General features: G+C 38.3%; 25 protein-coding genes. 20 read left to right on the top strand and 5 right to left on the bottom strand.

The genetic code is table 11. The features are described from left to right. The first annotated feature begins 35 nt into the window (after nucleotides 1–35). The 7 genes from KDJ85_RS13000 (at nucleotide 36) to KDJ85_RS12970 (ending at nucleotide 3,966) form a co-directional block, all read left to right on the top strand. Nucleotides 36–659 carry a hypothetical protein gene (locus KDJ85_RS13000; protein WP_225820029.1) on the top strand — a complete coding sequence of 208 codons (624 nt, stop codon included), beginning with the start codon at nucleotides 36–38 and terminating at the stop codon, nucleotides 657–659. After that, the gene (locus tag KDJ85_RS12995) at nucleotides 640–1,104 is read left to right on the top strand and encodes a hypothetical protein (protein ID WP_225820028.1); all 465 of its coding nucleotides are present in this window, start codon (nucleotides 640–642) and stop codon (nucleotides 1,102–1,104) included. The genes KDJ85_RS13000 and KDJ85_RS12995 overlap by 20 nt, the downstream gene beginning before the upstream one ends. A gap of 313 nt (nucleotides 1,105–1,417) precedes the next feature. Beyond that, the gene (locus tag KDJ85_RS12990) at nucleotides 1,418–1,846 is read left to right on the top strand and encodes a winged helix-turn-helix domain-containing protein (RefSeq protein ID WP_225820027.1); all 429 of its coding nucleotides are present in this window, start codon (nucleotides 1,418–1,420) and stop codon (nucleotides 1,844–1,846) included. Nucleotides 1,847–1,860: 14 nt separating this feature from the next. Beyond that, complete coding sequence (locus KDJ85_RS12985) at nucleotides 1,861–2,292, top strand: hypothetical protein (protein WP_225820026.1); 432 nt, start codon at nucleotides 1,861–1,863, stop codon at nucleotides 2,290–2,292. Nucleotides 2,293–2,496: 204 nt separating this feature from the next. Continuing rightward, nucleotides 2,497–3,174 carry an inverse autotransporter beta domain-containing protein gene (locus KDJ85_RS12980; RefSeq protein ID WP_225820025.1) on the top strand — a complete coding sequence of 226 codons (678 nt, stop codon included), beginning with the start codon at nucleotides 2,497–2,499 and terminating at the stop codon, nucleotides 3,172–3,174. 25 nt (nucleotides 3,175–3,199) lie between these two features. After that, entirely contained in the window at nucleotides 3,200–3,493 is a 294-nt protein-coding gene (locus KDJ85_RS12975; RefSeq protein WP_225820024.1) for an Ig-like domain-containing protein, read from the top strand. A gap of 155 nt (nucleotides 3,494–3,648) precedes the next feature. Beyond that, nucleotides 3,649–3,966: a hypothetical protein gene (locus KDJ85_RS12970; RefSeq protein ID WP_225820023.1), complete on the top strand. Its 318-nt coding sequence runs from the start codon at nucleotides 3,649–3,651 to the stop codon at nucleotides 3,964–3,966. A 61-nt stretch (nucleotides 3,967–4,027) separates the two neighbouring features. Here KDJ85_RS12970 and KDJ85_RS12965 read toward each other — a convergent pair whose 3' ends face one another. After that, complete coding sequence (locus tag KDJ85_RS12965) at nucleotides 4,028–4,489, bottom strand: MarR family winged helix-turn-helix transcriptional regulator (RefSeq protein ID WP_225820022.1); 462 nt, start codon at nucleotides 4,487–4,489, stop codon at nucleotides 4,028–4,030. A 109-nt stretch (nucleotides 4,490–4,598) separates the two neighbouring features. On the opposite strand from KDJ85_RS12965, the gene KDJ85_RS12960 reads away from it, so the two are divergent. After that, the gene (locus tag KDJ85_RS12960) at nucleotides 4,599–6,401 is read left to right on the top strand and encodes an FUSC family protein (RefSeq protein ID WP_225820021.1); all 1,803 of its coding nucleotides are present in this window, start codon (nucleotides 4,599–4,601) and stop codon (nucleotides 6,399–6,401) included. A 65-nt stretch (nucleotides 6,402–6,466) separates the two neighbouring features. On the opposite strand, the gene KDJ85_RS12955 is transcribed toward KDJ85_RS12960, so the two are convergent. From KDJ85_RS12955 to KDJ85_RS12940, 4 genes are all read right to left on the bottom strand, one after another. Continuing rightward, entirely contained in the window at nucleotides 6,467–6,805 is a 339-nt protein-coding gene (locus tag KDJ85_RS12955) for a hypothetical protein (RefSeq protein ID WP_225820020.1), read from the bottom strand. Between the two features lie 205 nt (nucleotides 6,806–7,010). Further along, nucleotides 7,011–8,381 (bottom strand): class-II fumarase/aspartase family protein, encoded by a 1,371-nt coding sequence (locus KDJ85_RS12950; RefSeq protein ID WP_225820019.1) that lies wholly within the window; start codon nucleotides 8,379–8,381, stop codon nucleotides 7,011–7,013. Between the two features lie 14 nt (nucleotides 8,382–8,395). Further along, the gene (locus tag KDJ85_RS12945; protein WP_219245279.1) at nucleotides 8,396–9,952 is read right to left on the bottom strand and encodes a PTS transporter subunit EIIC; all 1,557 of its coding nucleotides are present in this window, start codon (nucleotides 9,950–9,952) and stop codon (nucleotides 8,396–8,398) included. A 193-nt stretch (nucleotides 9,953–10,145) separates the two neighbouring features. Then, nucleotides 10,146–10,886, bottom strand: a complete 741-nt coding sequence (locus KDJ85_RS12940; protein WP_225820018.1) for a MurR/RpiR family transcriptional regulator — start codon at nucleotides 10,884–10,886, stop codon at nucleotides 10,146–10,148. A 522-nt stretch (nucleotides 10,887–11,408) separates the two neighbouring features. Here KDJ85_RS12940 and fdnG point away from each other — a divergent pair. From fdnG to KDJ85_RS12880, 12 genes are all read left to right on the top strand, one after another. Beyond that, nucleotides 11,409–14,456, top strand: a complete 3,048-nt coding sequence (gene fdnG, locus KDJ85_RS12935; protein ID WP_225820017.1) for a formate dehydrogenase-N subunit alpha — start codon at nucleotides 11,409–11,411, stop codon at nucleotides 14,454–14,456. Between the two features lie 9 nt (nucleotides 14,457–14,465). Beyond that, nucleotides 14,466–15,404: a formate dehydrogenase subunit beta gene (gene fdxH / locus KDJ85_RS12930; protein WP_225820016.1), complete on the top strand. Its 939-nt coding sequence runs from the start codon at nucleotides 14,466–14,468 to the stop codon at nucleotides 15,402–15,404. Continuing rightward, nucleotides 15,401–16,042 (top strand): formate dehydrogenase cytochrome b556 subunit, encoded by a 642-nt coding sequence (fdoI, locus tag KDJ85_RS12925; protein WP_225820187.1) that lies wholly within the window; start codon nucleotides 15,401–15,403, stop codon nucleotides 16,040–16,042. Before fdxH ends, fdoI begins: the two co-directional genes overlap by 4 nt. A gap of 372 nt (nucleotides 16,043–16,414) precedes the next feature. After that, nucleotides 16,415–16,972: a tyrosine-type DNA invertase gene (locus KDJ85_RS12920; RefSeq protein WP_225820015.1), complete on the top strand. Its 558-nt coding sequence runs from the start codon at nucleotides 16,415–16,417 to the stop codon at nucleotides 16,970–16,972. A 927-nt stretch (nucleotides 16,973–17,899) separates the two neighbouring features. After that, nucleotides 17,900–18,289: a helix-turn-helix domain-containing protein gene (locus KDJ85_RS12915; protein ID WP_225820014.1), complete on the top strand. Its 390-nt coding sequence runs from the start codon at nucleotides 17,900–17,902 to the stop codon at nucleotides 18,287–18,289. Between the two features lie 82 nt (nucleotides 18,290–18,371). Then, on the top strand, nucleotides 18,372–18,935 hold the full coding sequence (locus KDJ85_RS12910; protein WP_225820013.1) for a fimbrial protein: 564 nt from the start codon (nucleotides 18,372–18,374) through the stop codon (nucleotides 18,933–18,935). Between the two features lie 66 nt (nucleotides 18,936–19,001). After that, nucleotides 19,002–19,547, top strand: a complete 546-nt coding sequence (locus tag KDJ85_RS12905; protein WP_225820012.1) for a fimbrial protein — start codon at nucleotides 19,002–19,004, stop codon at nucleotides 19,545–19,547. 28 nt (nucleotides 19,548–19,575) lie between these two features. Then, a complete protein-coding gene (locus tag KDJ85_RS12900; protein WP_377210624.1) occupies nucleotides 19,576–22,107 on the top strand; it encodes an outer membrane usher protein in 2,532 nt (843 codons plus the stop codon). A gap of 13 nt (nucleotides 22,108–22,120) precedes the next feature. Then, the gene (locus tag KDJ85_RS12895) at nucleotides 22,121–22,870 is read left to right on the top strand and encodes a fimbria/pilus periplasmic chaperone (protein ID WP_225820010.1); all 750 of its coding nucleotides are present in this window, start codon (nucleotides 22,121–22,123) and stop codon (nucleotides 22,868–22,870) included. Nucleotides 22,871–22,880: 10 nt separating this feature from the next. Beyond that, nucleotides 22,881–23,495, top strand: a complete 615-nt coding sequence (locus KDJ85_RS12890; RefSeq protein WP_225820009.1) for a fimbrial protein — start codon at nucleotides 22,881–22,883, stop codon at nucleotides 23,493–23,495. Between the two features lie 39 nt (nucleotides 23,496–23,534). Continuing rightward, nucleotides 23,535–24,101 (top strand): fimbrial protein, encoded by a 567-nt coding sequence (locus KDJ85_RS12885; protein ID WP_225820008.1) that lies wholly within the window; start codon nucleotides 23,535–23,537, stop codon nucleotides 24,099–24,101. A 13-nt stretch (nucleotides 24,102–24,114) separates the two neighbouring features. Further along, a complete protein-coding gene (locus tag KDJ85_RS12880; RefSeq protein ID WP_225820007.1) occupies nucleotides 24,115–25,116 on the top strand; it encodes a fimbrial protein in 1,002 nt (333 codons plus the stop codon). Nucleotides 25,117–25,152 lie beyond the last annotated feature (36 nt).

Here is a 25,152-nt window from a genome sequence, read left to right as displayed (position 1 = left end):
AAACACAAACACAAACACAAACACAAATAATGACAATGGCACAAGAAAAAGTCCTGATTAAAAAACAGGTATTAACCGCATTCAAATATAAAAAAAGCATCATACAATATGCCAAAAAGAAATCTAATGACCTTTATCAACACGCTCAAGAAAGTGTGCTTCAATTGCATAAAACTGCCTACCAGCAAGGATATGATGATGGCATAAAACAACTTTTGCATGATTTTATTACAAAGTTGGAACACAGTGAAATTACTTTTCAAGAACAGGTTAATCAAAGCCAAAAAAAATTAGAAAATCTGCTCATGGCACTGTTTGATGATGACCGATTAAAAGAAATTATTGCGCATTATTTCGCTCAGAAAAGCAAAATGACATCAAAAATCACCTTACATTTACCCGCGAATATGCAATCGAATTTAAATATTACAAAACAAAATATTACAATACTCTCTCACGCTGATTATGGATCAATTGCGTTAGAAAGTAATAATCAAATTTGCGACTTTTCGCCCTCAATTGCGACTAAAAATACGCTACCACAAATTTTCTCCATCCCAACGCGTTGCCAAATACTTAATGAACGAAAAATAGCCTACCAAAAGCTTATCGAAAAAATACACACGGAGAACCCAAAAAATGAAGATACAGGCAAATAACCCGATTAATGAACCAACACTAAAAAATACAGCAATCTCAAAAAATCACCTACAGGATAGGATAAAAACGGCGACTAAACATGTGGAATTCTCAGCACCGAAAACAGTAAAAAATATTGTTGATATTTCAGCTGAATCACAAAAGAAAATAGATAAATTTATTAAACAGTTACAATCAAAAGAGACAGATAAAGACTTTTTCTCCACTATTTTCAGCACCCTCACACGGCTTAAAAAAAATGAAAAAGAGAATTTTATTGCTGGCACCGTTCAAACACTAAAATCACTTCCGAGTGATTCCCTTCCCTCCCTCTATGATAAATTCACAAAAGGGCTGAATCGTTATATGGCAATAAATTTAATGAATCAGCCTTTTACAGAGCAACTTAACAGGAATTTATCTCATTTTAATGTTGATGGTAACGATGATGATGATTGGGATTAAAAACCTATTTCAATTATCAATATAAAATACATTTTTTAGGGGAGTAAAACGCTCACTTATTCTAATGATTTTTCATCTTCTTTATACTCCCTTCCCATCCTCCAAAAAATAAAAATTATGTATATTTTTTTGATATATATATCCTAGTAATATAAGTTAAATTTATCCTAACAATAAATTCAGACTGGTTGTAAAAAAACGACTTAATTTTTTTCATTTATGACTATGTCTTGTTTTTTTATATTGAAGCATATTTTAGCGGAAGTTAGGATATGACTAAATTCTTACTCAGTCATCACTTATAGGAAAATATATGAGTAATATGGAATACGCGGAAATAGAACCCATGATTTTGTTATCCGAGGAAGTGGTTTATAACCCATTAAAGAGGACACTTTCCAAAGGAAAAAAATCTATCAGCCTGACAGAAAATGAATCTTGCTTATTAAAATTACTACTCGTAAAAAAGAGTAATAAAAGAGAGGTTATGTACGAAGTTTGGGAAAAAAGAGGAACAATTGTTACCGAAAGCAGCTATTACAAGCTAGTAAGGCAACTCCGCCAATCATTTAAAAAAGTTGAATTAGATGAAAATCTTATTATGACACTACCAAGAATTGGCATTTTATATACTGGCGAAAAATCAGAAATGCCTGTTTTATCTAAATATTATCCACAAAATACACTTTATGCATATATTAAATGCTTCTTTCAGAAAGTATTTTCCCTCTCATTTCAATAAGTTGAGTTATTATCATGTTAATCATTGGAACGCTAAATAAAATATATAAACCTTTAATTTCTCTGTTTTTTATTAGCACATTACTCGGTTGTAGCTATTTCCCTAAAGCTATTCAAAATTCTTCAAACCATCAATTACAAGGGGTTATTTACTCACCATCAATCATTCCTGAAAACTCTGAGATAACTATATCTATTAGTCCAATAGATACTTTACTATCACCAACGGAGAATTTATTAAACTATCAATTACGCTCTAAAGATGCGGATAAAACCATCGATTTTAAAATTAACTTACTCGAAAATACGGCTAACAATATGGAAAAACTAGGAATTAGTATCCGAATAGAGAAAAATAGCGAGCTAATCATGATGAGCAATAAAATAACAAAGCTACCTGATAATTTATCAGAAAAAATTACACTTACAGTTACACAAATAAAATAACCATATAAATTATAATATGGTTTTAATTTCTCGACGATTTCATAAAAAAACAAGACCATTAATAATAATACTCTACCAAATAAAGCAATAAAATAAATTAAACATCACTCTATTAATATTATATTAGCGGAAATAAGTCCCTAGACCTTTCCATTGAAATATACCTTAAGCATATCTTTTATTTATTCTATTCGGAGCTATTTAATGAAAACCGGATCACGGGATCCTATTCCCAAAAACTATAAAATAATAACTTGGTTAAATATTATTACCCAAATTAGTTTCCCATTGGCATGTACCTTCACCCCCATTATGGCTAATAGTGCAAATAGCCATAATCACAAATTATTGCCAAATACAGCCATATTGAACGACCGTCAAACTCAGCCTTATATCTTAAAAGAGGGCGAAAGCACGAGCTCTGTCGCCAAAAAATATAATATGTCCGTTGATTCACTACGAAAATTAAATCAGTTTCGTACCTTTGCCCATTCATTTGAGCAATTAAAACCAGGTGAAGAATTAGATATCCCAATGGCTCCCCTGCCCACAATTCAGTGGGATAACCCAAAACAGCACAAGCCGACGGCAACACCAACCCCTAAAGAAATAAAATTCGCCCAACTAACCTCACAAGCAGGTCGATTTCTATCAAACAAACCCAGTGTAGATTCAGCTGAAAATCTAGCTCGCAATATCGCTATGTCAACAGCAAATGATTCTATTGCGCAGTGGTTAAATCGAACTGGTAACGCGCAAATTCGCCTTGAAGCAGATAAAGATTTTTCACTTAGCAACTCTCAAATCGATGTATTACATCCCATTTATGAAACAAAGGAAAAGTTATTTTTCACACAGGGTAGCCTGCACCACACAGACTAATCACCGAGGTCAGGCACAGGCCGAATTGTCAGGTTATACATCTGGGGACACCAAGGTAACTGCACAATTACTCAATAACGCAACAGAAGAAACCACAATTCACTTTATTGCCTCCGCGGCAAAAGCACAAAATAGTATTCTGGTAATCAAACCGCAAACTATTGTTGCTAATGGGCAGGAGCAGGCAACTGCTACCTTTGAGCTAAAAGACCAATGGGATAATCCAGTAACAGGTAAAACAGTACAATGGAATAGCAATAATAACGCCATTACCATTTCGGATGTCCGAGAACTGGCTACGAATAAAGGGGTCTATTAAGCTAAAATCATGATACACAAGTCGAGTATACTGACCCAAGCAAAATTGGTTCTATACAAACTGATTATCAACCACGCTATATAGTCACCGATGATGGTGTTGATGATAAAAAGAATGAATGCGCACGTTTCTGGACTGACAGTGATAGACATTTTATGATCCAGCCTATCACCAAAGTCAGTCTAGGTAACAAGCAGCTACTCGTTCCCTTGACTATTCATCATTCTGTTGAAAAGGTAAAGAGCAATGTTGATACCTTTAGTTTTAATAATCAATATCAGATTACCAAAAGCGACCGCTATAAATTTGACAGCACTTCACGAACATATTCAGTGATGAGTGCATGTTGGCGTGACCATTATGGAACTGGAAAATTACAGACTCATTTGAAATTCGGTGATAAATCAGCAACCAACGAACTAGAGTTTTACTGGGAAGGGATGAACCGCAGCCCACATACGCCCAGTATTTAAATAATAACTCAATTTAAATACTCAGCCAGTTGCTAAACCCAACTGGCTTTTTTATGTCATCTCACGTCATTTTTCCTTCACATATCAAAGGAAAATCCGTTACCGAACTTTCTACCGCCCTCTTTGCCAAGCTTTCTAAAGAGGCAAATAATTGCTGCGCTTCGCCTTCAGATAAACCAGTGGCTAAGTAATCATTCCACTTATCTAATTTATCATTTAATTCACCCACAATAGTGTGACCATAGGGTGTCAACGATATATGGTAAGCCCGTTTATCTGTTTGACTGTGGGTTTTGACTATCCAGCCTTTTTCCAAGAACTTACCAACCCCTCGTGTTGTCACTGACTTATCCACCACCATCGCCTTCGAAATTTGTTCGAGTGTCAAGGCATCATATTGATGAATATGTAAAATCATTAAACACTCAATGGCATTGATCCCATAAGGCTCACCCATCCATTTCATATAATGGTGGGCTGCTCGGCTAATCACCCCAAACACCCGTGCCTGTTCTGTACGCATAAATCCCTCGTTAGTTGATTTTATCAACTAATTAGTCGATAATCACACTGCCTTTAGTTGATTTTATCAACTATCAACCCTTTTAACACGCCAAACTCACCGATAATCTATGCCACATAATACAAATTTACTGCTTCGCTTAGGGTTTAATCCTATACGCTTTCGTTTTGCCTTTATTACCGCTTGCGCTTCTGTCGCTGCACTTTTTATTGCTCAATATATGGGATTAGTTCATCCACAATGGGCAGCCATGACGGTCTGGGCTTCAGCACAACCTTGGCGAGAAAATTTACTCGAAAAAAGTTGGTGGCGTTTTGCCGGCACCGTCATTGGTGTGCTAGCTGGTGTGATATTAATTCAACTGCATCTCATTAACCCTTTGTTATTTATTGTGGGATTAGCAATATGGTTAGGAACGTGTAGCGGTATCGGTCAGCTGCAAAAAGGCTTTGTCGCCTATGGTACCTTTTTGGCGGGTTACTCTGCGGTCATGGTCAGTATGTTGAGTGTCCATAGTACCGATAGCTTATTTATGGTGGCTTGGGATAGACTGTGGACAATCCTCGTTGGAGTACTTTCGGCGGTGGTGTTTAACTTTTTATTTACCCCGAAGCGAGAACAAGAGCCCGTCATTGCCCTTAAAAATCAAGTCGATACACAGTTTTATCCAATTTTGCATCAGGCTTTGGAACAAAAACGTCCGATAAAGCAACAGGATATTGACCAACTTTGGCAAACAATGGCGAGCTATGAAGAGATTTTAGAAGCAAACCGTATTGGCTGGCGCTACCACCGCAAACAAGTCGCCAAAGCTCGACAGAAGCTTATTTTCCAAAGCCAGATATTGCTACATTTAGAACAATTTCAATCGATGCCACCTTTCTATTTTCCATCGCAAGAGCCTACGGATAGACAATGGAAACATCTTTTGTCTTTATGCCCAAATGGCGTACTAAAATTGCTCTTAATCCCTCTTTATTATGCGGCTCTCGGAAAATCAACCAAACGCCCGAGTCAGCATGACAAGCTAAAACTCCATCAAAATAAAATTTCTGCTTGGCATGCTTTTGCACGTTCTTTTATCGCCATTATAGCGGTTGGCTTTTTATGGTTATGGACACAATGGCAAGCCTTGGCTTACTTAACACTGGGGCTATCAGTTATGCTCGCCTTGTTTGCCTCCATTGATTACCCTGCAAGATTTATGAAATACATCTTTACGGGGCAATTTTTTGGTGCGATTGCCGCATTAATTTGCACTTGGTATTTATGGCCTTTCGCCTCATCATCATGGCAAATGGCATTGCTGATTACTCCAGTCATCATTAGTGGCGTTGTGATTTATTCACACAATAAATTAGCCCTAATCGCATTTGACTACATTATGGTTTCACTGATATTGCTACAACCCAGCTATCCTTTTTCCCTTTCACTGGCGCAAAATGTGGGTAATGCCATTGCGGTAGTCTCTGGCCCATTAATTGCCATGGCGGCTTTTGCATGGATTTTTCCTACCAATCCTAAAAAACGTTACCAGCAATTAATTTATCTTTCAGAACAGCAATTTAAACAAGGGATCACCACACTAATTCAAGGGAACAAGCCGTCGAATACCCAGATGATGCACCGTTTATTGAGCGGCTTATTACTTGCACGTAAAAATGAGCAACCTTATGAATCAACACTGGAATTTTTTGCATCTCGACATGGCGTTTGGATAAATCTGTTTATTTTACAGAAACAATTTGCGCATCAAGGATCGAAGATGAGAGTGCTTAAAGTGCTTGAAAAACGAATTCAACAAAACAGATTAGAACCAACAAAAATGGCTGCAATTTTTCGGTTTTTACAGCGTAATGAAATAAGACAACAAGCACTTTTTCAATTAAAAAAGCATTTGAAAAATAATTAGGCAAAAGAGGGAGTAAACGGCATTTTTGCCTAACAAATACCCCGTTATTTTCCTAGCGATAATTTTTACCAAAGTCCTTCTGACTCTAAACCTAAAGAGACAATATCAAAAGCACCTGCATTCAGCTCATTCTCTGTACAGGTAAAAACTAGCTGGGTTGGTGGCGTAAACCCTGTTTTCGCATCAGCCTCTTTTGAACCAAAAACAAAGGCGAGTAGCGCTGTAAACGGCGCTGAATTCACCGCTAACCCACTGAGAAAAAATCGAATTTTCCTCACTTCCTCTTCATGTTCAAAAGAGCCTGTCGCATATATATAAATCGCACTTTTATCTGGTTCCGCATTTTTAAGGCTGGGTAATAGAAAATCAACAGCTTTAGCAATAAAGCGATATTGTTTAGACATAAATAATTTTCACCTTTATTTAAGAGAGCAAAAATGACAACTCAACAGAGGAGATGTCGTATCTATGTATAAATAAAAAAGCATTAAATGAAAAACTCATCAATTAGTACAACTTTAAAAAATATAATCAGTTATACGCTATTATTGCTTATCAAAAAAAACGACCTAATAAATAGGTCGCTCTTTTATCATTTTTTAATAATTGCTATTGATAGCTTTTTTTAATTTCTTGCGAAATCGCTAAGCCACGTTTTGCTTCTTTTTCTGCTATCTCAACAGACAAACCAATATAAGAACGCGGGTCTAGCATCGCTTTAATTTCATCATTGCTAAAAGCAGCGGAAATCACACTGTTTTTGGTGAGGTTAGTATAGAAATCCTCGCCATCTGCTGCGGTCTTAATCGCTTCTTCATATAGCAGCTCATGGGCTTTATCTTTCCCTAGTTTTTCTGCCATTTTCATCATTACGTACTCAGTGTTATCTAACCCTTTATTTCTCAATACGTTATGCAGCATTCTATCTTCATGAGGAACCAGCGTTCTTGAAAGCTCTTCGGTTCTTAATAAGATTTCTGTCGTTAATTCTAACGCTTCTTCAATTAAGCCATCGAATAACATATAAGAACTGCTATCACCTTCATAAGGGCGTACCGCTGAGTACATCCCCACGCTTGGCAAAGAATACAGTTTCTGTGAATTCGCAATAATGCCTTTTGCTAATTTCGGGTTAATCTTGTGTGGCATCGTACTACTGCCTACGGTGCCCTTCGTAAACCCTTCAGAAACCTCAGCAATTTCTTCCAATGTGGTGCTGTAGACTTCCTCACCAATTTTATGGCAGATATTCGCCATCAGCGCTAAATTCGCCATATATTCTAATTTATGGGTGCTTAGGTTTCTCGATGGCACTTCCATCGCATGCATGCCTGTTAGCTCGGCGACGCGTTTTTGTACTTCTAAACCGATACCTGGCATCGAGTTAAAAGCACCAACCGCACCGCCCATCATGATGGTGAATACGCGCTTTTCACACTCTTTCATGCGCTGATAACAATCAATGAAATCGCTTATCCACACCGACACTTTATAGCCATAAGTAATCGGGATCGCATGGCGTCCATGGGTTCTGCCTGGCATTACCATGTGCTTAGTTCTTTCTGCTAAACCAGAAAGGTTTTCAATGATTTCACTCAGTAACAACATAAACTTGTTGTGTACTGTTTTCATCATATACAACTGGGAACTCTGCTGAATATTCTGTGTGGTAATACCGTAGTGGATATATTTTCCACTCTCTTCTGAACAGGCATTCACTAATACTTTCAGAAAAGGCACGAAGCCATGGCCGATTTTTTGATAAATACGGCTCATTTCTTCGAAATCAATATTCTCAATAATCGCCTTTTCTTTAATTTCATCAGCTGCGGATTGGGGAATAAACCCCTGCTCCGCTTGTGCTTGAGCCAACATAGATTCAAACATTAACCAAGTTGTATATTTCGCTTCATCAGATAAAAGCGCTTTAATACCTCGATCATCAATTGTTTTACTTTTAGAATCGTATAATGCTCTCATTTCGTATCCCTTCTTTATTTCTTCATTGCTTCATCAACAGCATTGCGAACGAATTCAACCTTCGGCCCATAAACGACATGGACATGGTTTGCCGATGGAAAGAAGAATGCGGTACATCCTGATTCCAACATTAAATCTTTATCAATTTGATTCACTTCGCCAACATCAATACGCATACGAGTAATACAGTTATCTACGTTACGAATATTTTGTTTGCCACCTAACGCTTGGATTAAAATTTCTGCAATTTCACCATAACGTTTTTCTTTAATTAAAGTATTTTTCAGATTGCTGGATTCTTCACGCCCTGGCGTTTTGATATCAAATTTGATAATCGCCCAGTAGAAAATAAAGTAAGTGACGACGGCTAAGCAGCTACCAATGATGACTAAGAATATCCAGTTGGTATGCTCGTATAGCAATCCAAATATCGTGAAGTCGAATACCGTTCCACGAATATAACCAATAGCAACACCCGCGAAAGAAAGTAATACTGCACCGATACCCACGATAATCGCGTAAATGAGATACAGCAGTGGCGCAATAAATACGAAGGTAAACTCGAGCGGTTCTGTTACGTTCCCCAGCATCGCGGTCAGTACCATTGTCACCAACATCGACTTCACTTCTGCACGGTTTTCTTTCTTCGATGTTCTGTAAATTGCCAGCGCAATCGCAGGGAATAAGAACAGTGTTACTAACATTTGTTGTTGCGCCATAAAGCGAGTCAAACTTGGCATCATCGCCCAATATTCGCTGTTAGGGCCTTGTTTAAATAACACTTCAGTTAACGCAGGGACAACACCCACAAAAGTTTGTCCATCAATAACATAGGTACCGCCCGCTTCAGTGAAACGGAATAACACGTTCCAGACATGGTGTAAGCCAAACGGAATAAATAAACGTTCACCACCTGCCGTAAAGAATGGGCCGACAGGGCTCAAGAATACAGCAGATAACTTCATTAACCCTTGGACTAAAACTTCCCAGATAAACGGTAATAACGCCCCAACCATGATCATTAAACCAATCATGATAATGGATACCGATTTTTTCCCCGAGAAGAAGGCAAACGCGGTAGGAAGCTCAAGGTTATAGAACTTGTCAGTCGCCCAAGAGGCAATTAAACCCGTAATGATCCCCCCTGCCGCACTAATATTCAGAGTTTGTATGCCAAGGACTTTAATCTGCCCCACTTGGCTCATGATCGCTGCATCTGCGAGCTTGCCGGTGAGCACCAACCAAATATTCATGGTAATGATCAAGGATAAATAACCGACTACCGACGCGAAGACGGCAATCCCCTTATCTCTCTGGCTCATCCCATAAGCGACCCCCATCGCAAACAACAATGGGATATTATCGAAAATCACCCCTGCAATAGAACGAATGCTAACTAATAATGCGTTAACGGTTTCATTTCCGAGGAAAGGAAAGCGTGCAATCATATACGTTTGCACTAACGCACCGCTGATACCCAATATCATACCGATAGGTGCAAGCACACCAATCGGAAGGAGTAATGTTCTCCCAAAGCGTTGGATAGATTCACCAAACTTTCTTCTGGCCATACTTTTTCCTTATGACTTCTATTATTAGAATTAAAGGCATACTAGCTTGGGGGTTTTATAAAAGAAATGATGTCCTGGTTTTAAAAATTATCTTAGGTCATAATTTATGACCTAGGTCATTTTGAAACGGCATTATTGTTAAAAACAACAATAAAAAGGCGGTAATATAAGAAGAGTAAATTAAGAAATTCGTCTAAAGTAGGTTTTCTAACTCATTGATAAGTAAGTCAACTAAAATAAAAAAACCGATACGAGACTTAGTATCATCTCTTTTAGTATCGTAACTGTCTGCAAAACAAAAAAGCGTGTTATCAGTATAACTGGTTAATTCATTCGTATTGAATGCAGTCATACTAATGATATTTGCGCCTTTTAATTGGACAATTTTAGCGGTCTCAATAATCTTTTTTGTTCCGCCAGAAAGTGAAATAAATATCACCGTATCATCTTTGCTGACGAGCCGAGTGAAAGAATCAGACAAATTGTAGTCATTAATAAAAAAACAGTGCAGACCTAATGCAAAGAGTAAGTGCTCAAGATAATACCCTACGGCCTTACTGGTCCCCCTCGCAACAATAAAAATATTTCGCGATTTATGTAAGATATTCGCGCAGTCATTAATTTGCTCTTCATTAATCAGCGTAAAACTTTTATTAATGTTTTTCTCGAGTTGTTTTTTGTAGGAAGCGGGAGTGACTTTTTCAGTTTTATTTTTGGACAGAATATAATTATTAATTTGAAATTTAAGCTCTTTAAAACCACTGAAGCCTAATTTCTGCGATAAGTTAATAATGACTGTTTTCGACACATAGGTTTTTGCGACTAACTCATTGATATTTAAGTAAGGTATATCGGCAATATTATCGTTCAGGTATTTTAATACCTTTTTTTCACTGAGCGTTAAATTATCGTAATTTTTTAAAAATTCCAACATATCCCACCTGACCAATTTCGCCGAAAAATCCCTTTGTACTGTAGGGGCCAACAACATGATGACGATTAATAATGATGAAATAGCACAAAATAATCAATTTGCTGATTATACGCCAAATAGGGCCTTTATGTAGAATTTAGGGAGGTAAATTTGTGAGAGGGTGCAATGATTGAATTAAAACAATAAGTTCTGAAAAAATAACTGAGTATATTGATATATTTTTCTCAGCAACACTGACTGAGTCATATTTCCCACTAAAACGTAAATTTTTCGATTATCCTTTGGTATTATCACCTTTTGTTATGCAATTTCCTGCCTAGCTGTTTCCATATTGTTACTATGGATTTATTTTTTTTAGTAATTATAATTAGCGCCCATCATTTTATGTAGTAGTTCATTACATTGAGTTCGAACATGATGCTCAGGTCTGTCTTGAATGATTGAAAAATGAAATTCGCCGCGGATAGGTTGTTTTTAACGACCTAGCCTTGGGCTTTCTTATCAATTAACAAGGAGACGCTGATGCAAGTCAGTCGACGGTCTTTTTTCAAAATCTGTGCCGGTGGTATGGCAGGAACTTCTGCTGCACTACTTGGTTTTGCCCCAAATATATCTTTCGCAGGTTCTCGCCAATATAAGCTATTACGTTCCGTCGAAACACGTAACAACTGTACCTATTGTTCCGTGGGCTGCGGTATTTTGATGTACAGCTTAGGTGATGGCGCCAAAAACGTAGAAAAAAGTATTTATCACATTGAAGGGGATCCTGACCACCCTGTTAGCCGAGGCTCGTTATGCCCAAAAGGGGCGGGACTTATCGACTATATCCACAGTGAAAACCGCCTAAAAAACCCAGAATATCGCAAACCAGGCTCCGATAAATGGGAACGTATTTCATGGGATGAGGCAATAGATAAAATTGCGCGCTTAATGAAAAAAGACCGCGATGAGAATTTCGTTACTCATAATGAAAAAGGCCAAGAAGTTAACCGCTGGCTGACAACAGGGATGCTATGTTCATCCGCTGCGAGCAATGAAACTGGCATTCTCGATAATAAATTCACCCGTTCACTAGGCATGCTCGCTATCGACTGCCAAGCCCGACTTTGCCATGCCCCGACCGTTTCCGCGCTTGCTCCAACATTTGGGCGCGGCGCAATGACCAACAACTGGGTTGATATTAAAAACGCCAACGTCATTTTAATCATGGGTGGAAACCCAGCAGAAGCGCATCCCGTCGGTTTCAAATGGGTTATCGAAGCCAAGATCAAAAATAATGCCAAAGTCATTGTTGTTGACCCACGCTTTAACCGCAGCGCCTCTGTCGCAGATATGTATTCGCCGATCCGTGCGGGCTCAGATACCGCATTTTTACTCGGTATCATTCGCTATCTTATTGAAAATAATAAAATTCAACATGAGTATGTGACAGCTTATACTAATGCGCCATTAATTGTTCGTGAAGATTATCATTTTGATGATGGGCTTTTTAGCGGCTTTGATGACGATAAACAACAGTATGACCGCAGCTCTTGGCACTATGAAACCGATGAAAATGGCCATGCGCTCAAGGATCAAACACTTCAACATCCTCGTTGTGTTTGGAACCTCTTGAAGCAACACGTTTCCCGCTATACGCCTGAAGTCGTCACAACCTTATGTGGTACGCCACTTGAAGACTTTATCTATATTTGTGAACAACTTGCTTCTACTTCTGGCAAAGACAGAACATCGACCATTTTGTATGCATTAGGGTGGACACATCACACTGGTGGTGCCCAAACTATTCGTACCGCAGGTATGATCCAGTTATTGCTGGGTAACGTCGGTATGCCTGGTGGCGGTGTCAATGCACTACGAGGCCACTCCAACATCCAAGGTTATAGCGATTTAGGGTTACTCTCTTTGAATCTACCGGGTTATATGCCGTTACCCAACGAAAAACAGGCTTCACTGCAAACCTACCTATCGCAAATTACACCAAGCTCAATCGTGCCTGACCAAGTAAATTACTGGAAAAGAACGCCCGATTTTTTCATTAGTTTAATGAAAAGCTTTTGGGGTGATAATGCCACTGCAGCCAATGAATGGGGTTACCACTGGCTACCTAAATGGGATAAGAGCTATGACATCATGGCACAAACCCAAATGATGGTTGAAGGAAAAATGAATGGCTATATCGTTCAAGGTTTTAACCCATTAGCTGCATTCCCCGATAAAAACAAATGTAGCGTGGCACTCTCGAAGCTCAAATATTTGGTCATCATTGACCCGTTGGTTACCGAATCATCAAACTTCTGGCAAAACCACGGCGAGATGAACGACGTCACCACCCCCGATATTCAAACAGAAGTTTTCCGCCTTCCATCTTCTTGTTTTGCTGAAGAAAATGGATCGATTGCAAACTCTGGTCGTTGGTTACAATGGCATTGGGCTGGCGCTCGTCCCCCCGCACAAGCCTGGCATGATGGCAAAATTCTAGGGCACTTATTGATGCGACTTCGTCAATTATACCAAGAAGAAGGCGGTGTTTGCCCTGAGCCGTTAATGAACCTCTCTTGGAATTATGTTGACCCTTATGATCCACAGCCCGAAGAAGTGGCAAGAGAAGCGAATGGCCAAGCGATGCAGGACATTTATGATGATGCGGGCAAGTTATTGTTCAAAAAAGGGCAACAGCTTGATGGTTTCCACCAATTGAAATCCGATGGCTCAACGGCCAGTTTTTGCTGGGTCTATTCTGGTTGCTGGACAGAAAAAGGTAACCAGATGGCGAACCGCGATAATGCAGACCCATCAGGCTTAGGCTGTACTCCAGGCTGGGCGTTCGCATGGCCACAAAACCGCCGCGTTCTCTATAACCGAGCTTCCGTCGACCCAAGTGGAAAACCCTGGGATGAAAAACGCCAACTCATTAAGTGGGATGGTACCCAATGGAGCGGTTTTGATGTCCCTGATTTTGGTAATGCACCACCAAACAGCGGTGTAGGGCCATTCATTATGCAACCTGAGGGTGTCGGTCGCTTATTCGCCGTGGATAAAATGGCTGACGGCCCATTTCCTGAGTTCTACGAACCGTTTGAATCCCCAGTAGAACACAATATTTTGCATCCAAAAGTATCGCGTAACCCTGTTGCTCGTTTATACAGTTATGATGCGGATCACTTAGGAAATGCAAAAGATTTTCCTTATGTAGCAACAACTTACTCTATTACTGAACTGTTCCGTCATTGGACTAAGCACTCATTATTAAACGCCATTGCACAGCCCGACCAATTTATCGAAATCGGTGAACAATTAGCCTCACAAAAAGGCATTAAACAAGGTGATGAAGTCAAAGTCAGTGCAAAACGAGGTTTTATTAAAGCCAAAGCCGTAGTCACCAAACGCATTCGTCCATTAACTATTAATGGTAATGTGGTTGAAACCATTGGGATCCCTTGCCACTGGGGATTTGAGGGAGCAACACAAAAAGGTTTCCTTGCCAATACATTGACGCCATCAGTTGGTGATGCAAATGCATTCACGCCTGAATATAAAGCGTTTTTAGTCAATGTTGAAAAGGCGTAAGGAGAAATTATGTCACTGCAATCTCAAAATATTATTCGCCGTTCGGCAACGAATAACCTCACGCCAGCACCACACGTGCGCAACCATCAAGAAGAAATCGCGAAACTGATCGATGTTACTGTCTGTATTGGCTGCAAAGCCTGCCAAGTGGCTTGTTCTGAATGGAACGATATTCGTGATCAAGTCGGTACCAATATTGGTGTTTATGATAACCCTATTGACTTAACGGCAAAATCTTGGACGGTTATGCGGTTTTCTGAAGTTGAAGAAAATGGCAAATTGGAATGGCTAATTCGTAAAGATGGTTGTATGCACTGCGCTGACCCAGGTTGCTTAAAAGCCTGCCCTGCAGAAGGCGCTATTGTTCAATACGCCAATGGTATCGTCGACTTCCAATCCGAGCACTGTATTGGGTGTGGTTACTGTATCGCAGGTTGCCCATTTGATGTCCCCCGCATTAATAAAGAGGACAACCGCGCCTATAAATGCACATTGTGTGTCGATCGTGTTGAAGTTGGTCAAGAACCTGCGTGCGTAAAAACCTGCCCAACGGGTGCTATCCATTTTGGTAGCAAAGAAGATATGAAACATCTTGCTCAAGAACGTGTTTCTGAACTGAATACCCGTGGCTACCAAAATGCAGGGCTTTATGACCCCCAAGGTGTCGGCGGAACCCACGTGATGTACGTTCTTCACCATGCAGATAAACCCAATCTTTACCATGGTCTCCCTGAAAATCCTGAAATCAGTGAAACGGTAAAATTCTGGAAAGGAATTTGGAAACCGCTTGCAGCTGTCGGCTTTGCGGCAACTTTTGCTGGCGCAATGTTCCATTATTTTGGTATCGGGCCAAACCACACCACAGAAGAAGACGAGGAAGAAGCGCGAAAAGAACAAGAAGCTGCTTCTCAAACTGCACAATCTGAGCACAACGAGGAGCAATACTGATGAAAAAACACAGCGACACAATTTTACGCCACAATGCATCTGAGCGAATTAATCACTGGTTAGTCGTCATTGCCTTTGTCTTTACGGCATTCAGTGGATTAGGTTTCTTTTTTCCCTCATTAAACTGGTTTATGAATATTTTAGGGACGCCCCAGTTATCTCGCATACTGCATCCCTTTGTCGGTAGCCTCATGGCATTTTTATTTATCTTTATGTTTTTTAGATATTTAAAATATAACTTTGTGGATAAGCAAGACCTTATTTGGGCTAAAAACATTCACAAGGTATTACGTAATGAGGAAGCTGGCGATATCGGCCATTATAACCTTGGCCAAAAAGGGATTTATTGGGTTCTCAGCCTGTGCCTTATCGTCCTAACGGTAAGTGGAATTATTATTTGGCGTCCTTATTTCGCTGATTATTTTTCAATTTCGATAATTCGAGCAGCATTACTGGCACACTCACTGTCTGCAATAGCCCTGATAATTACGGTTGTTGTTCATGCTTATGCTGCCTTTTGGGTAAAAGGCTCTATCCGTAGCATGGTTGAAGGCTGGGTGACGCGTGGATGGGCAAGGAAACACCATCCTCGTTGGTATCGCGAAGTATTAAAAGAAGAAAAAGAGAAGAAAGAATAATCGTAAATTAAAACCGCCAAACAGCGTCATTTATGGCGTTGTTTGGCAAATTTTTACCCGTAGATGCCCTTTACATCCCCTTCCTCTTTAGTACCAACGCAACAACATCCCCTCATAAATCAATTTATTTCAGTGAGTGAGACCTGTTTTAGAAAAATAAATTTTATCCTTCAAGAATTCCGTTCTTTCTGTTTTCTTACACTTTTTAACGCGGTGAGAGAGTATGAAAAGTCATCATGATTAATCACTTGTATTTAGGTATCATCACGCATGTTTATGACATATTATATTTAATTTTAGAAAAATTAATTATTTTTAGTTAATTTACTGTCGGTATATAGCGAAATGTAACGAGGTATAAATGAGATCATAATGACTAAACGTAAATTTATTACACGCACAGAAGTTAACGCTCTATTAAATGCAACCAAACAAGGGAGATATCCCAATCGCGACTACTGCTTGTTATTAATGAGCTTCCTACATGGTCTAAGGGTTAGCGAACTGACTCACATCACAATGGCTGATATTGATTTAGTACAAAAAATAATCTACATCAGACGGTTAAAAGGAGGTTTATCCACTGTTCAACCGATAATTCCTGAAGAGTTTACTGCAATAGAAAGGTGGTTGAACGAGCGAAACTCTTGGAAAACGTCCAGCTCAGATAGCTTGTTTATCTCACAAAAAGGGAGCCAAATCTCTCGCTATCAAATTTATCGTTTATTTGAACAATACGGCAAGATAGCAGGACTTCCCGTCAAGCTTCACCCGCACATGTTAAGACATGCATGTGGGTATGCATTAGCTGACCTCGGTAGAGATACCCGATTAATTCAAGACTATTTAGGGCATCGAAATATTGCCCATACTGTAATTTATACCGCAAGTAATGAAAAACGCTTTAGCGGTATTTGGTCTAATCAATAGACAAATTAATGACTTGTGTCAACATGAAACCAAAGTTCAATATTATAAAATGAATTAAACACCAAGAATACCTCAGTTATTTAACCAATTGGTTTTATAAAACTGAGGTATTCTTATGAATGTTTAATGTGAATACCACTAAATAGAGCCATTAGTACGTTATTTTTCAACCCGCCAAAATAAGGTTAGTTAATAATTTTATTTATTCTTCTTTTACCAACTATCATAATTTAAATACTCAAAATATGAGTATTCAGTCAACCGCATAAATTTAACAATACATTATCAATATATATACGTATAAATCACATTTCAGTTCGTATTTAGAGTGTCATATAAAGACATTTAATAAATAAAAAAATCATAATTAAATTATTTTAGTTTTTAGTTTCATGAATGCCATGTAATTCAGGAAAATAAAAATTAAATATAAAAATAAAACCAAAAAATAAGAATAATATAAAAAATATTTTAAATAATAAATAAAAATCAATGATCTATATAAAAAATCATTTAAAATCAAATGGTAATGCAACAAAATAAATCAAAATGTTTAAAATGCCTAATAAGTATAATTCTGAGACTAACTAAAATCAAATAGCATAAAACTCTGTTTGCATTATCTATTTTAGAGATAATTAGTAATTAATGTAAGAAATTGTTATCTACAACAGAAAGTTACCAACGGTGATGTTTTCACCAATAAAATCCACCAGATAAAGACTCCATATTTACTAACAAAACACGCGAATTAAAGATTTTAATCCTGACAACTCCAATATATTAAACAAATTATCTAAAACCAATTTAACGCAACATTTTGATTTATTTTGTTGCGTTTATCGGTCAAAAAGAAAGCAAATTGTTTGCTTTGCGAGCGCAATCTAACTGTATAAACCAAATGACATAAAGCTTTATTGGTGAGATATGAAAAATAATAAGTTAAAAACCAGTATAGATAATTTTCAGAAAATACTAACTGAGCAAATTGGTTTGGAGTTATTCCACCTTAGAAAAGAAAAAGGGCTAAGCGGTAAAGATCTAGCTAAAAAATTAAAAATATCACAACAACAAATTTCTCGATACGAAAGAGGAATATGTAGCATTAACTGTGGGATGTTATTTTCAATCTTATTCTATCTAGATACTAACCCTAGTGCGTTTTTCGAAAGTATAACATTGAAAATAAATGAAGAACATCCTCATGCTAATTCATTTATTCATAACAATGAAAGCCGCTTCGATGAGCAAGATAATTGCCATTATATTTTTAATCGGCAATCTGAAATTATTTTAAATTCTTTATACAGCAAATAGTTATTTAAAAAATATAAAATTTTAACTATGCCCACTTAATTGTTGGGTAATCATCACGTTGTTATATATAAATGAGGTTCAAATGAAAAAAGTATTTTTAGCAGCACTTGTTTCTGCCGCTATCGCTTCTCCAGCACTCGCTGATCAAGGGCATGGTAAAGTTACATTTAAAGGTGAAATCATCGATGCACCTTGCTCAATTAGTTCCGACTCTATTGACCAAACAGTATGGTTAGGCCAAATCGCTAACTCTATTTTAGCAAATGGCGGTACTTCTAGTGCGAAACAATTCAACATTGAATTAGAAGACTGTGTATTCCCTAAAGATGCAAATGACAAAGTCTATAATGACAAAGTCAGCATCACATTCTCTGGTTCTAGTGCTGCGTTCAACTCTAAATTATTAGGTGTAACTGGCTTAGATGCAACCGATCCAACTATTGCGGGTAACGTCGGTATTCAATTAACGGATACAAACGGTGCAGCATTAGATATGGGTGTTGCAACAGCACAAGAACACCAATTACAAGCAGGTGATAACACTCTACGTTATAGCGCTTATGTACAAGGTGCAAACGTTGCAGTAGATAAAATTCCATTAGGTAAATTCGAAGGCGTAACTAACTTTACCTTAACTTATAACTAATTGATTAGTTAAAGAGGAATACTCCTGTATTCCTCTATTAGCCACCTAATTAAGTCAGAGGTTAAAGTGAAAGGATTTATCTATTCGCCAAGAAATATATCGTCTCTATTGCTTCTTACATTATTTCTTTCGCCACAAATGGCGGCATCACCTCATGGATGGGGAAAAGTCACAATGAACGGCGAAATAGTCGATACTGCCTGTGCAATAGATATCGGGTCAAGGGATCAGACCATTAATATGGGGGTTCTTCCAACAAGCTATATTCGCGAAGTTGGGAAAGGCCCCATAAAAGAATTCAATATTAAACTCGTTGATTGCCGTTGGGAAAAATATTCAAAAGATAATAACGAATGGAATTCACTCGAAGTCACTTTTGATGGTCCGTCAGAAGGTAATTTCTTCACACTCTCGGGTGAAGCAAAAGGAGTGCAATTGGCACTGCATGATATCTCAGGATATTCCATTACACCAGGAAAGCCATTACCTGCACTAGGAATTACTCCTGGCACAATGATACTGAAATATCAAATGCAATTAGTCACCAATTATCATCCTGTTAAAGCGGGTAATTACCAAACCTTATTAAGGTTCAAGGTCGATTATTATTAATTCTAAAAGTTATATTGGTGTTTTAGGGATGTTTTTTATGTTTTTTAAACAACACAAAATAAATATAATAACGACAACGATAATGTTCGCTTTTGGGTCATTATCTGCCCAGTTATATGCTGCTGATACTATACAATTTAATACAGCATTATTTGATTTAGAAGACAAAAAAAACATCGATATTAAGCAATTCTCACGTGCTGGCTATATTATGCCTGGCACTTACCCTCTAAAAATACAATTAAATAAAGAAACTCTGCCTGAACAACGATTTTCTTTTTATGCACCTGAAAATGACCCTGAAGCAAGCCTTGTATGTATTACACAAGAACAAGTCCAACAATTAGGGCTAACAGCGGACTCATTGAAGAAAATTACGTGGTGGCATAATAATGAGTGTCTTGATTTACTCAGTTTACCTGGCTTTCAAGCTCAGGGCGATTTATCTGACGCAACATTATACCTGAGTATTCCGCAAGCCTATCTTGAATATAGAACCGCTAACTGGGATCCACCCTCTCTTTGGGATGAGGGGATTTCAGGGGCTATTTTAGACTACAACATTAATGCAAGAGCCAATAAACCTCACGATAACAATAGTAATTATAATGTGACGGCGAATGGTGTTGCAGGTGTTAACCTTGGTGCATGGCGCTTCAGGGGTGATTGGCAGGGACGTGCCCAACGAGAAACTAGCTCAAATAGTAAAAATGAGCATGATTTCCAATGGAGCCGACTTTATGCTTATAAAGCTTTAACTAGCATTAAAGCAAAACTAACTTTGGGTGAAGACTATTTTAATACGGATTTATTCGACAGTTTTCGATTCACTGGGATTAGCTTACGCTCAGATATCTTAATGCTTCCACCAAACTTACGTGGATATGCGCCAGAAATCACAGGTGTTGCAACCACCAATGCTACGGTCATTATTAGTCAACAAGGGCGAGTTATTTACCAAGAACAAGTTGCTGCGGGGCCTTTCCGTGTCCAAAACTTAAGCGATGCGACGACGGGTAAACTGGATGTTCGAATCGAAGAACAGGATGGTTCGGTTCAAGAATATCAAGTTGAAACGGCTAATATCCCTTATTTAACGCGTCCTGGTAGTATTCGATATAAATTAGCAATGGGTCGACCAACCGATATGGATCACCATGTGAACGGAGACACATTCGCAAGTGGTGAAATGTCATGGGGTGTCACCAATGGTTGGTCATTGCTCGCAGGCTCATTAAATAGCCAAGACTATAATGCATTCAACGTAGGTATAGGACGCGACCTATTAGCATTTGGTGCTTTATCTTTCGATATTACGCATTCTATTGCAAATATTCCGAATGATAAAAAACTGACAGGTAACTCTTATCGAATAAACTATTCGAAGCGCTTTGATGACTATGATAGCCAAGTCCAATTCGCAGGTTACCGCTTCTCTGAGCGCAGTTTTATGACTGTGACTGATTTTTTAACAGCTAAAGATTCAGGCGAACGCCAAGGCAGTAATAAGGAAATGTATGTGATTTCTCTAAATAAAAATTTTAGAGAATCAAGGATCACTGCTTATTTAAATTATTCGCACCAAACCTATTGGGATAAGCCAGAAAGCAATCGCTACAATTTAATGGTAACAAAAACCTTAGATTGGGGAAGCCTGAAAAATATTAATATTTCATTATCTGCATATCGCAATAAATATAATGAAACAAATGATGACGGTCTTTATATTTCAGCATCAATGCCTTGGGGAAATGGTGCCAATATTGGTTACTCATTACAAGCAACGCGGGATGATACTGTTAATCGGGCTACCTATTATGACAAACTATCAGATAGAACTAATTACCAAGTGAGCGCAGGATCAACCAACAAAGGTGGAACCGCAAGCACCTATATTACTCATTACGGAGATAATACGAAATTAACCGCAAATGCCAGCTATATTCACAATAACTACACGTCATTTGGATTAGGGGCTCAAGGCGGATTCACTATGACGTTGAAAGGTGCGGATGCTCACCGAGTTTCAAATATTGGCGGCACTCGTTTACTTATCGACACTGACGGCATAGCTAAAATCCCCGTATCAGACCGCGGTATCCCTATTGCATCCAATGCATTCGGTAAAGTGGTCGTGCCTGACTTAAATAGTTACTACCGCAGTAAAGTTAAAGTCGATTTAAATGCATTACCGAATAATGCCGAGGTAACTGATTCTATTGTTCAGGCAACATTAACAGAAGGTGCAATTGGCTACCGTAAATTTAATGTATTGTCTGGTGAAAAAATGATGCTTTCAATGCGTATGTCTGACGGCACTGCGCCGCCATTTGGTGCTCAGATTACTAATTTGAAAGGAAAAGAAACAGGGATCGTCACTGATAATGGATATGCCTACGTCAGTGGTATCAATCCAAATGAAGTCATGATTATTCATTGGGGTGGCGCAGCTCAATGTGAAATTCATTTTCCTGAGAACTTAGAAACAATTAGCCAAGGATTATTCATTCCTTGTAAGCCATTATCAAATAAACGTAATGAAACAGATAATAATCTGTAACTGAGTGATTGCTATGAAAAAATTAACTAATTTATATATCAGTACTATTTTATTAAGCAGTTTAGTTAGCGGAAGCGCTTTCTCAGCAATTGCTTTAGATAGAACTCGCATTATTTTTAATGGCGATCAAAAAAGCGTTTCAATTACTATTACCAATAAAAATAACCAACTGCCTTATTTAGCCCAAGGCTGGGTAGAAAATATTCAAGGGGTGAAAGTTACCTCTCCTTTTGCGGTATTACCTCCAGTGCAAAGAGTTGAACCCGAAAAATCAAGCCAAGTTCGTGTTGAAGCGCTTCCTGAAATAAGCCAATTACCTCAAGACAGAGAAAGCGTTTATTACTTTAATTTAAGGGAGATACCACCTAAAAGTGATAAGCCGAATGTTTTACAATTAGCATTACAAAGCAAAATTAAATTATTTTACCGCCCGAAAAGTATCATGCTAAGTGAAACGGAAATGTTGAATAACCCTTGGCAGGAAAAAACACAGCTTATTAAACAAGGCGACCAATATATTATTAAAAATCCAACACCTTTTTATATCACCATTATTGGCGCAGCAGAGCGCATAAACTCGCCTGTAAATCATAATTTTAAAGCCGTTATGATCGCGCCATTTAGCGAAGAAAATTTAGGTGTCCCAAGCTCCACCGTTGGTGCGAACCCAGTACTAACCTATATCAATGACTATGGTGGTCGCCCAAAATTGCAATTTAAATGCCAAGCCAGCACATGCCAGGTTATTCCTGAAAATAAATAGAGAGTAAAAGATGATTAATCAAAAAAGTCTTACCTTACTTCTCGGGTTATCTCTGATATTTCCATCGTCTGTAATATATGGAGCATCCGAGAATGCCTTTCATAATGCCACAGGGAATTGGGATGTCGAAGGCGCCAATGGAAAAATTTTTGTTTACGGCTCCTTAACTGAGAGCGCTTGCCATTTATCTATGGACTCTGCATTTCAATCCGTTGATTTGGGGAATGTTGAAACTGCGTCATTAAAAGCAATTGGTGCACAAGGCCATAAAACCCCGATTAATATTGAATTACTGGATTGTATCGACACACCAACCGCCCTAAGAAATGATAAATCGGGCAACGTCACATGGAGCACTTCCCAGCCTGGGATGAAAATTCGGTTTATTGCCCCTGTCATTCCGTTTCGCCCTAACATTGCCAGCGTAGAAGGTGTTACTGGATTGGGATTACAAATTACTAACCCAAAAGGGAAAGAAATTGCCTTTGGTGAGTACAGCGAACCACAACTTATTTCGTCTGGGCAAAATATTTTAACTTATTACGTAGCCCCCGTCAGAGTTGCAGAAAAATTACAGGCAGGCGCGTACCGAAGCATTATTTCTTTCCAAATAACCTATGAATAAGCTAATTCAATTAGCGGATAGAGCATTGAAGGTATTTATATGAATAACTTAAATTTCAATTTTAACAAATTTAAAAAAATAATACTCTTCATGCTATTCAGTTTGTTATTTTTTTCATTAACGAGCCATGCAAAAAATGGCCAAATAGGTGAAATTAAGATAAGAGGACAGCTTGTCGCTGAAGCTTGCACGGTCAGGCCTGGTGATGAAAATATCATTGTGGACTTTGGTACTATCGTAAATAAATACCTCTATATTAACCAAAAAACACCACTGGAAAATTTTAATATTCACCTAGATGACTGTGATAATAGTATCTTTAAAACGGTGACAGTTAAATTTACAGGAACCGAAAATACCAATCTACCAGGCCTCCTTGCATTAGATTCTGGCAGTATGGCTTCGGGCATAGGAATTGAAATTTTAGAATACAGTGGTAAAAAAATTCCCATTAATAGTACGACGCCCGCATACAATCTAGAAAATGGTACAAATATATTAAGTTTTAATGCGAATGTACAAGGGGAACCCGATGCAATAAAAAATAAAAGTATTGCGTTTGGCCATTTTACTGCAACCGCTATTTTTAGTTTAATTTATGATTAAGGTATCAGTAACAATGAAGATATTAATATTACTTCTCGCAACCTTATTATTCTCCCCCACCATATTTGCATTCCAATGTAAAACAAATGGGGGCCAAGAAGTTGGCGGCGGAACACAAAGCATTCAAGATGTTCCTCTTGATAATGATATTTTTGCTGTACCTAATCGAATTAATGAATTCGCGGATGTGAGCGACTTTATGACCTGCCGCAATGAAGCTCCCTCCGCCTATGTCGACTACCTGAATGTCACAGGAGCTGACTTAGGCCCTGCGTTTAAAAATAATCCTGAATTAAAAGCGGGTGTTGTTGTACGCGGTGCTTATTATTTAGCACCATTTAGTGGTCAAGAAATTCCAGTTTTCCGTTTAACCACCGCCTCTGAGCCCTTACAAATTAAGTTATTTTTGCAAGTAAATGTTAAGCCTACACCTTCAGTTTTAGTCAGAAAAGGGGATTTATTGATGACACTCGATCTCCATAAATATGCAACATTTGTAGGCAGCAACCAACATATTGACCACGCCTATTTTAAATGGAATTTCTATGCTGGAAATGATGTCGTTGTTGGAACAGGGACATGCGATATCAATGATAACCAAATCATTATTGTTGATTTTGAAACGGTTAATGCATCAGGCATTTCAACAGTGGGTAGTGCGAGCCGTTTTCAGCGTAATGTTGAGATCACATATAGCTGTGAAGATAATAATCTAACAGCACCAATAAAAATGATTTTAAGTGGTGAAACATCAACCTTTTCAGGAGATGCGCTACTCGTCAGAACAGGTGATATCGGCAGCCAAGGCCCGATTATGCCAGGATTAGGTGTAGAAATTTATCATCAAGGGCAACGTGTTTCCCCAATGAATGGGCATTTCAATTCAAAAATCGAAAATGGCCATGGCCGAGATACATTAATGTTTACGTTAGTAAAGAAGCCAAATTTATCGCCAAATGAGCTCACCGAAGGCCAGTTTAACTCTGCAGCAACAATTATTATGTCCACACCGTAGTGTTAAAAAGAGGCTTTTACTTATTAAAAGCCTCTT

It is taken from the genome of Providencia vermicola (assembly GCF_020381325.1).
Lineage (GTDB): Bacteria > Pseudomonadota > Gammaproteobacteria > Enterobacterales > Enterobacteriaceae > Providencia > Providencia vermicola.
Note: the sequence above shows the minus strand (reverse complement) of the source record. Positions and strands in the feature narration are given on the sequence as shown.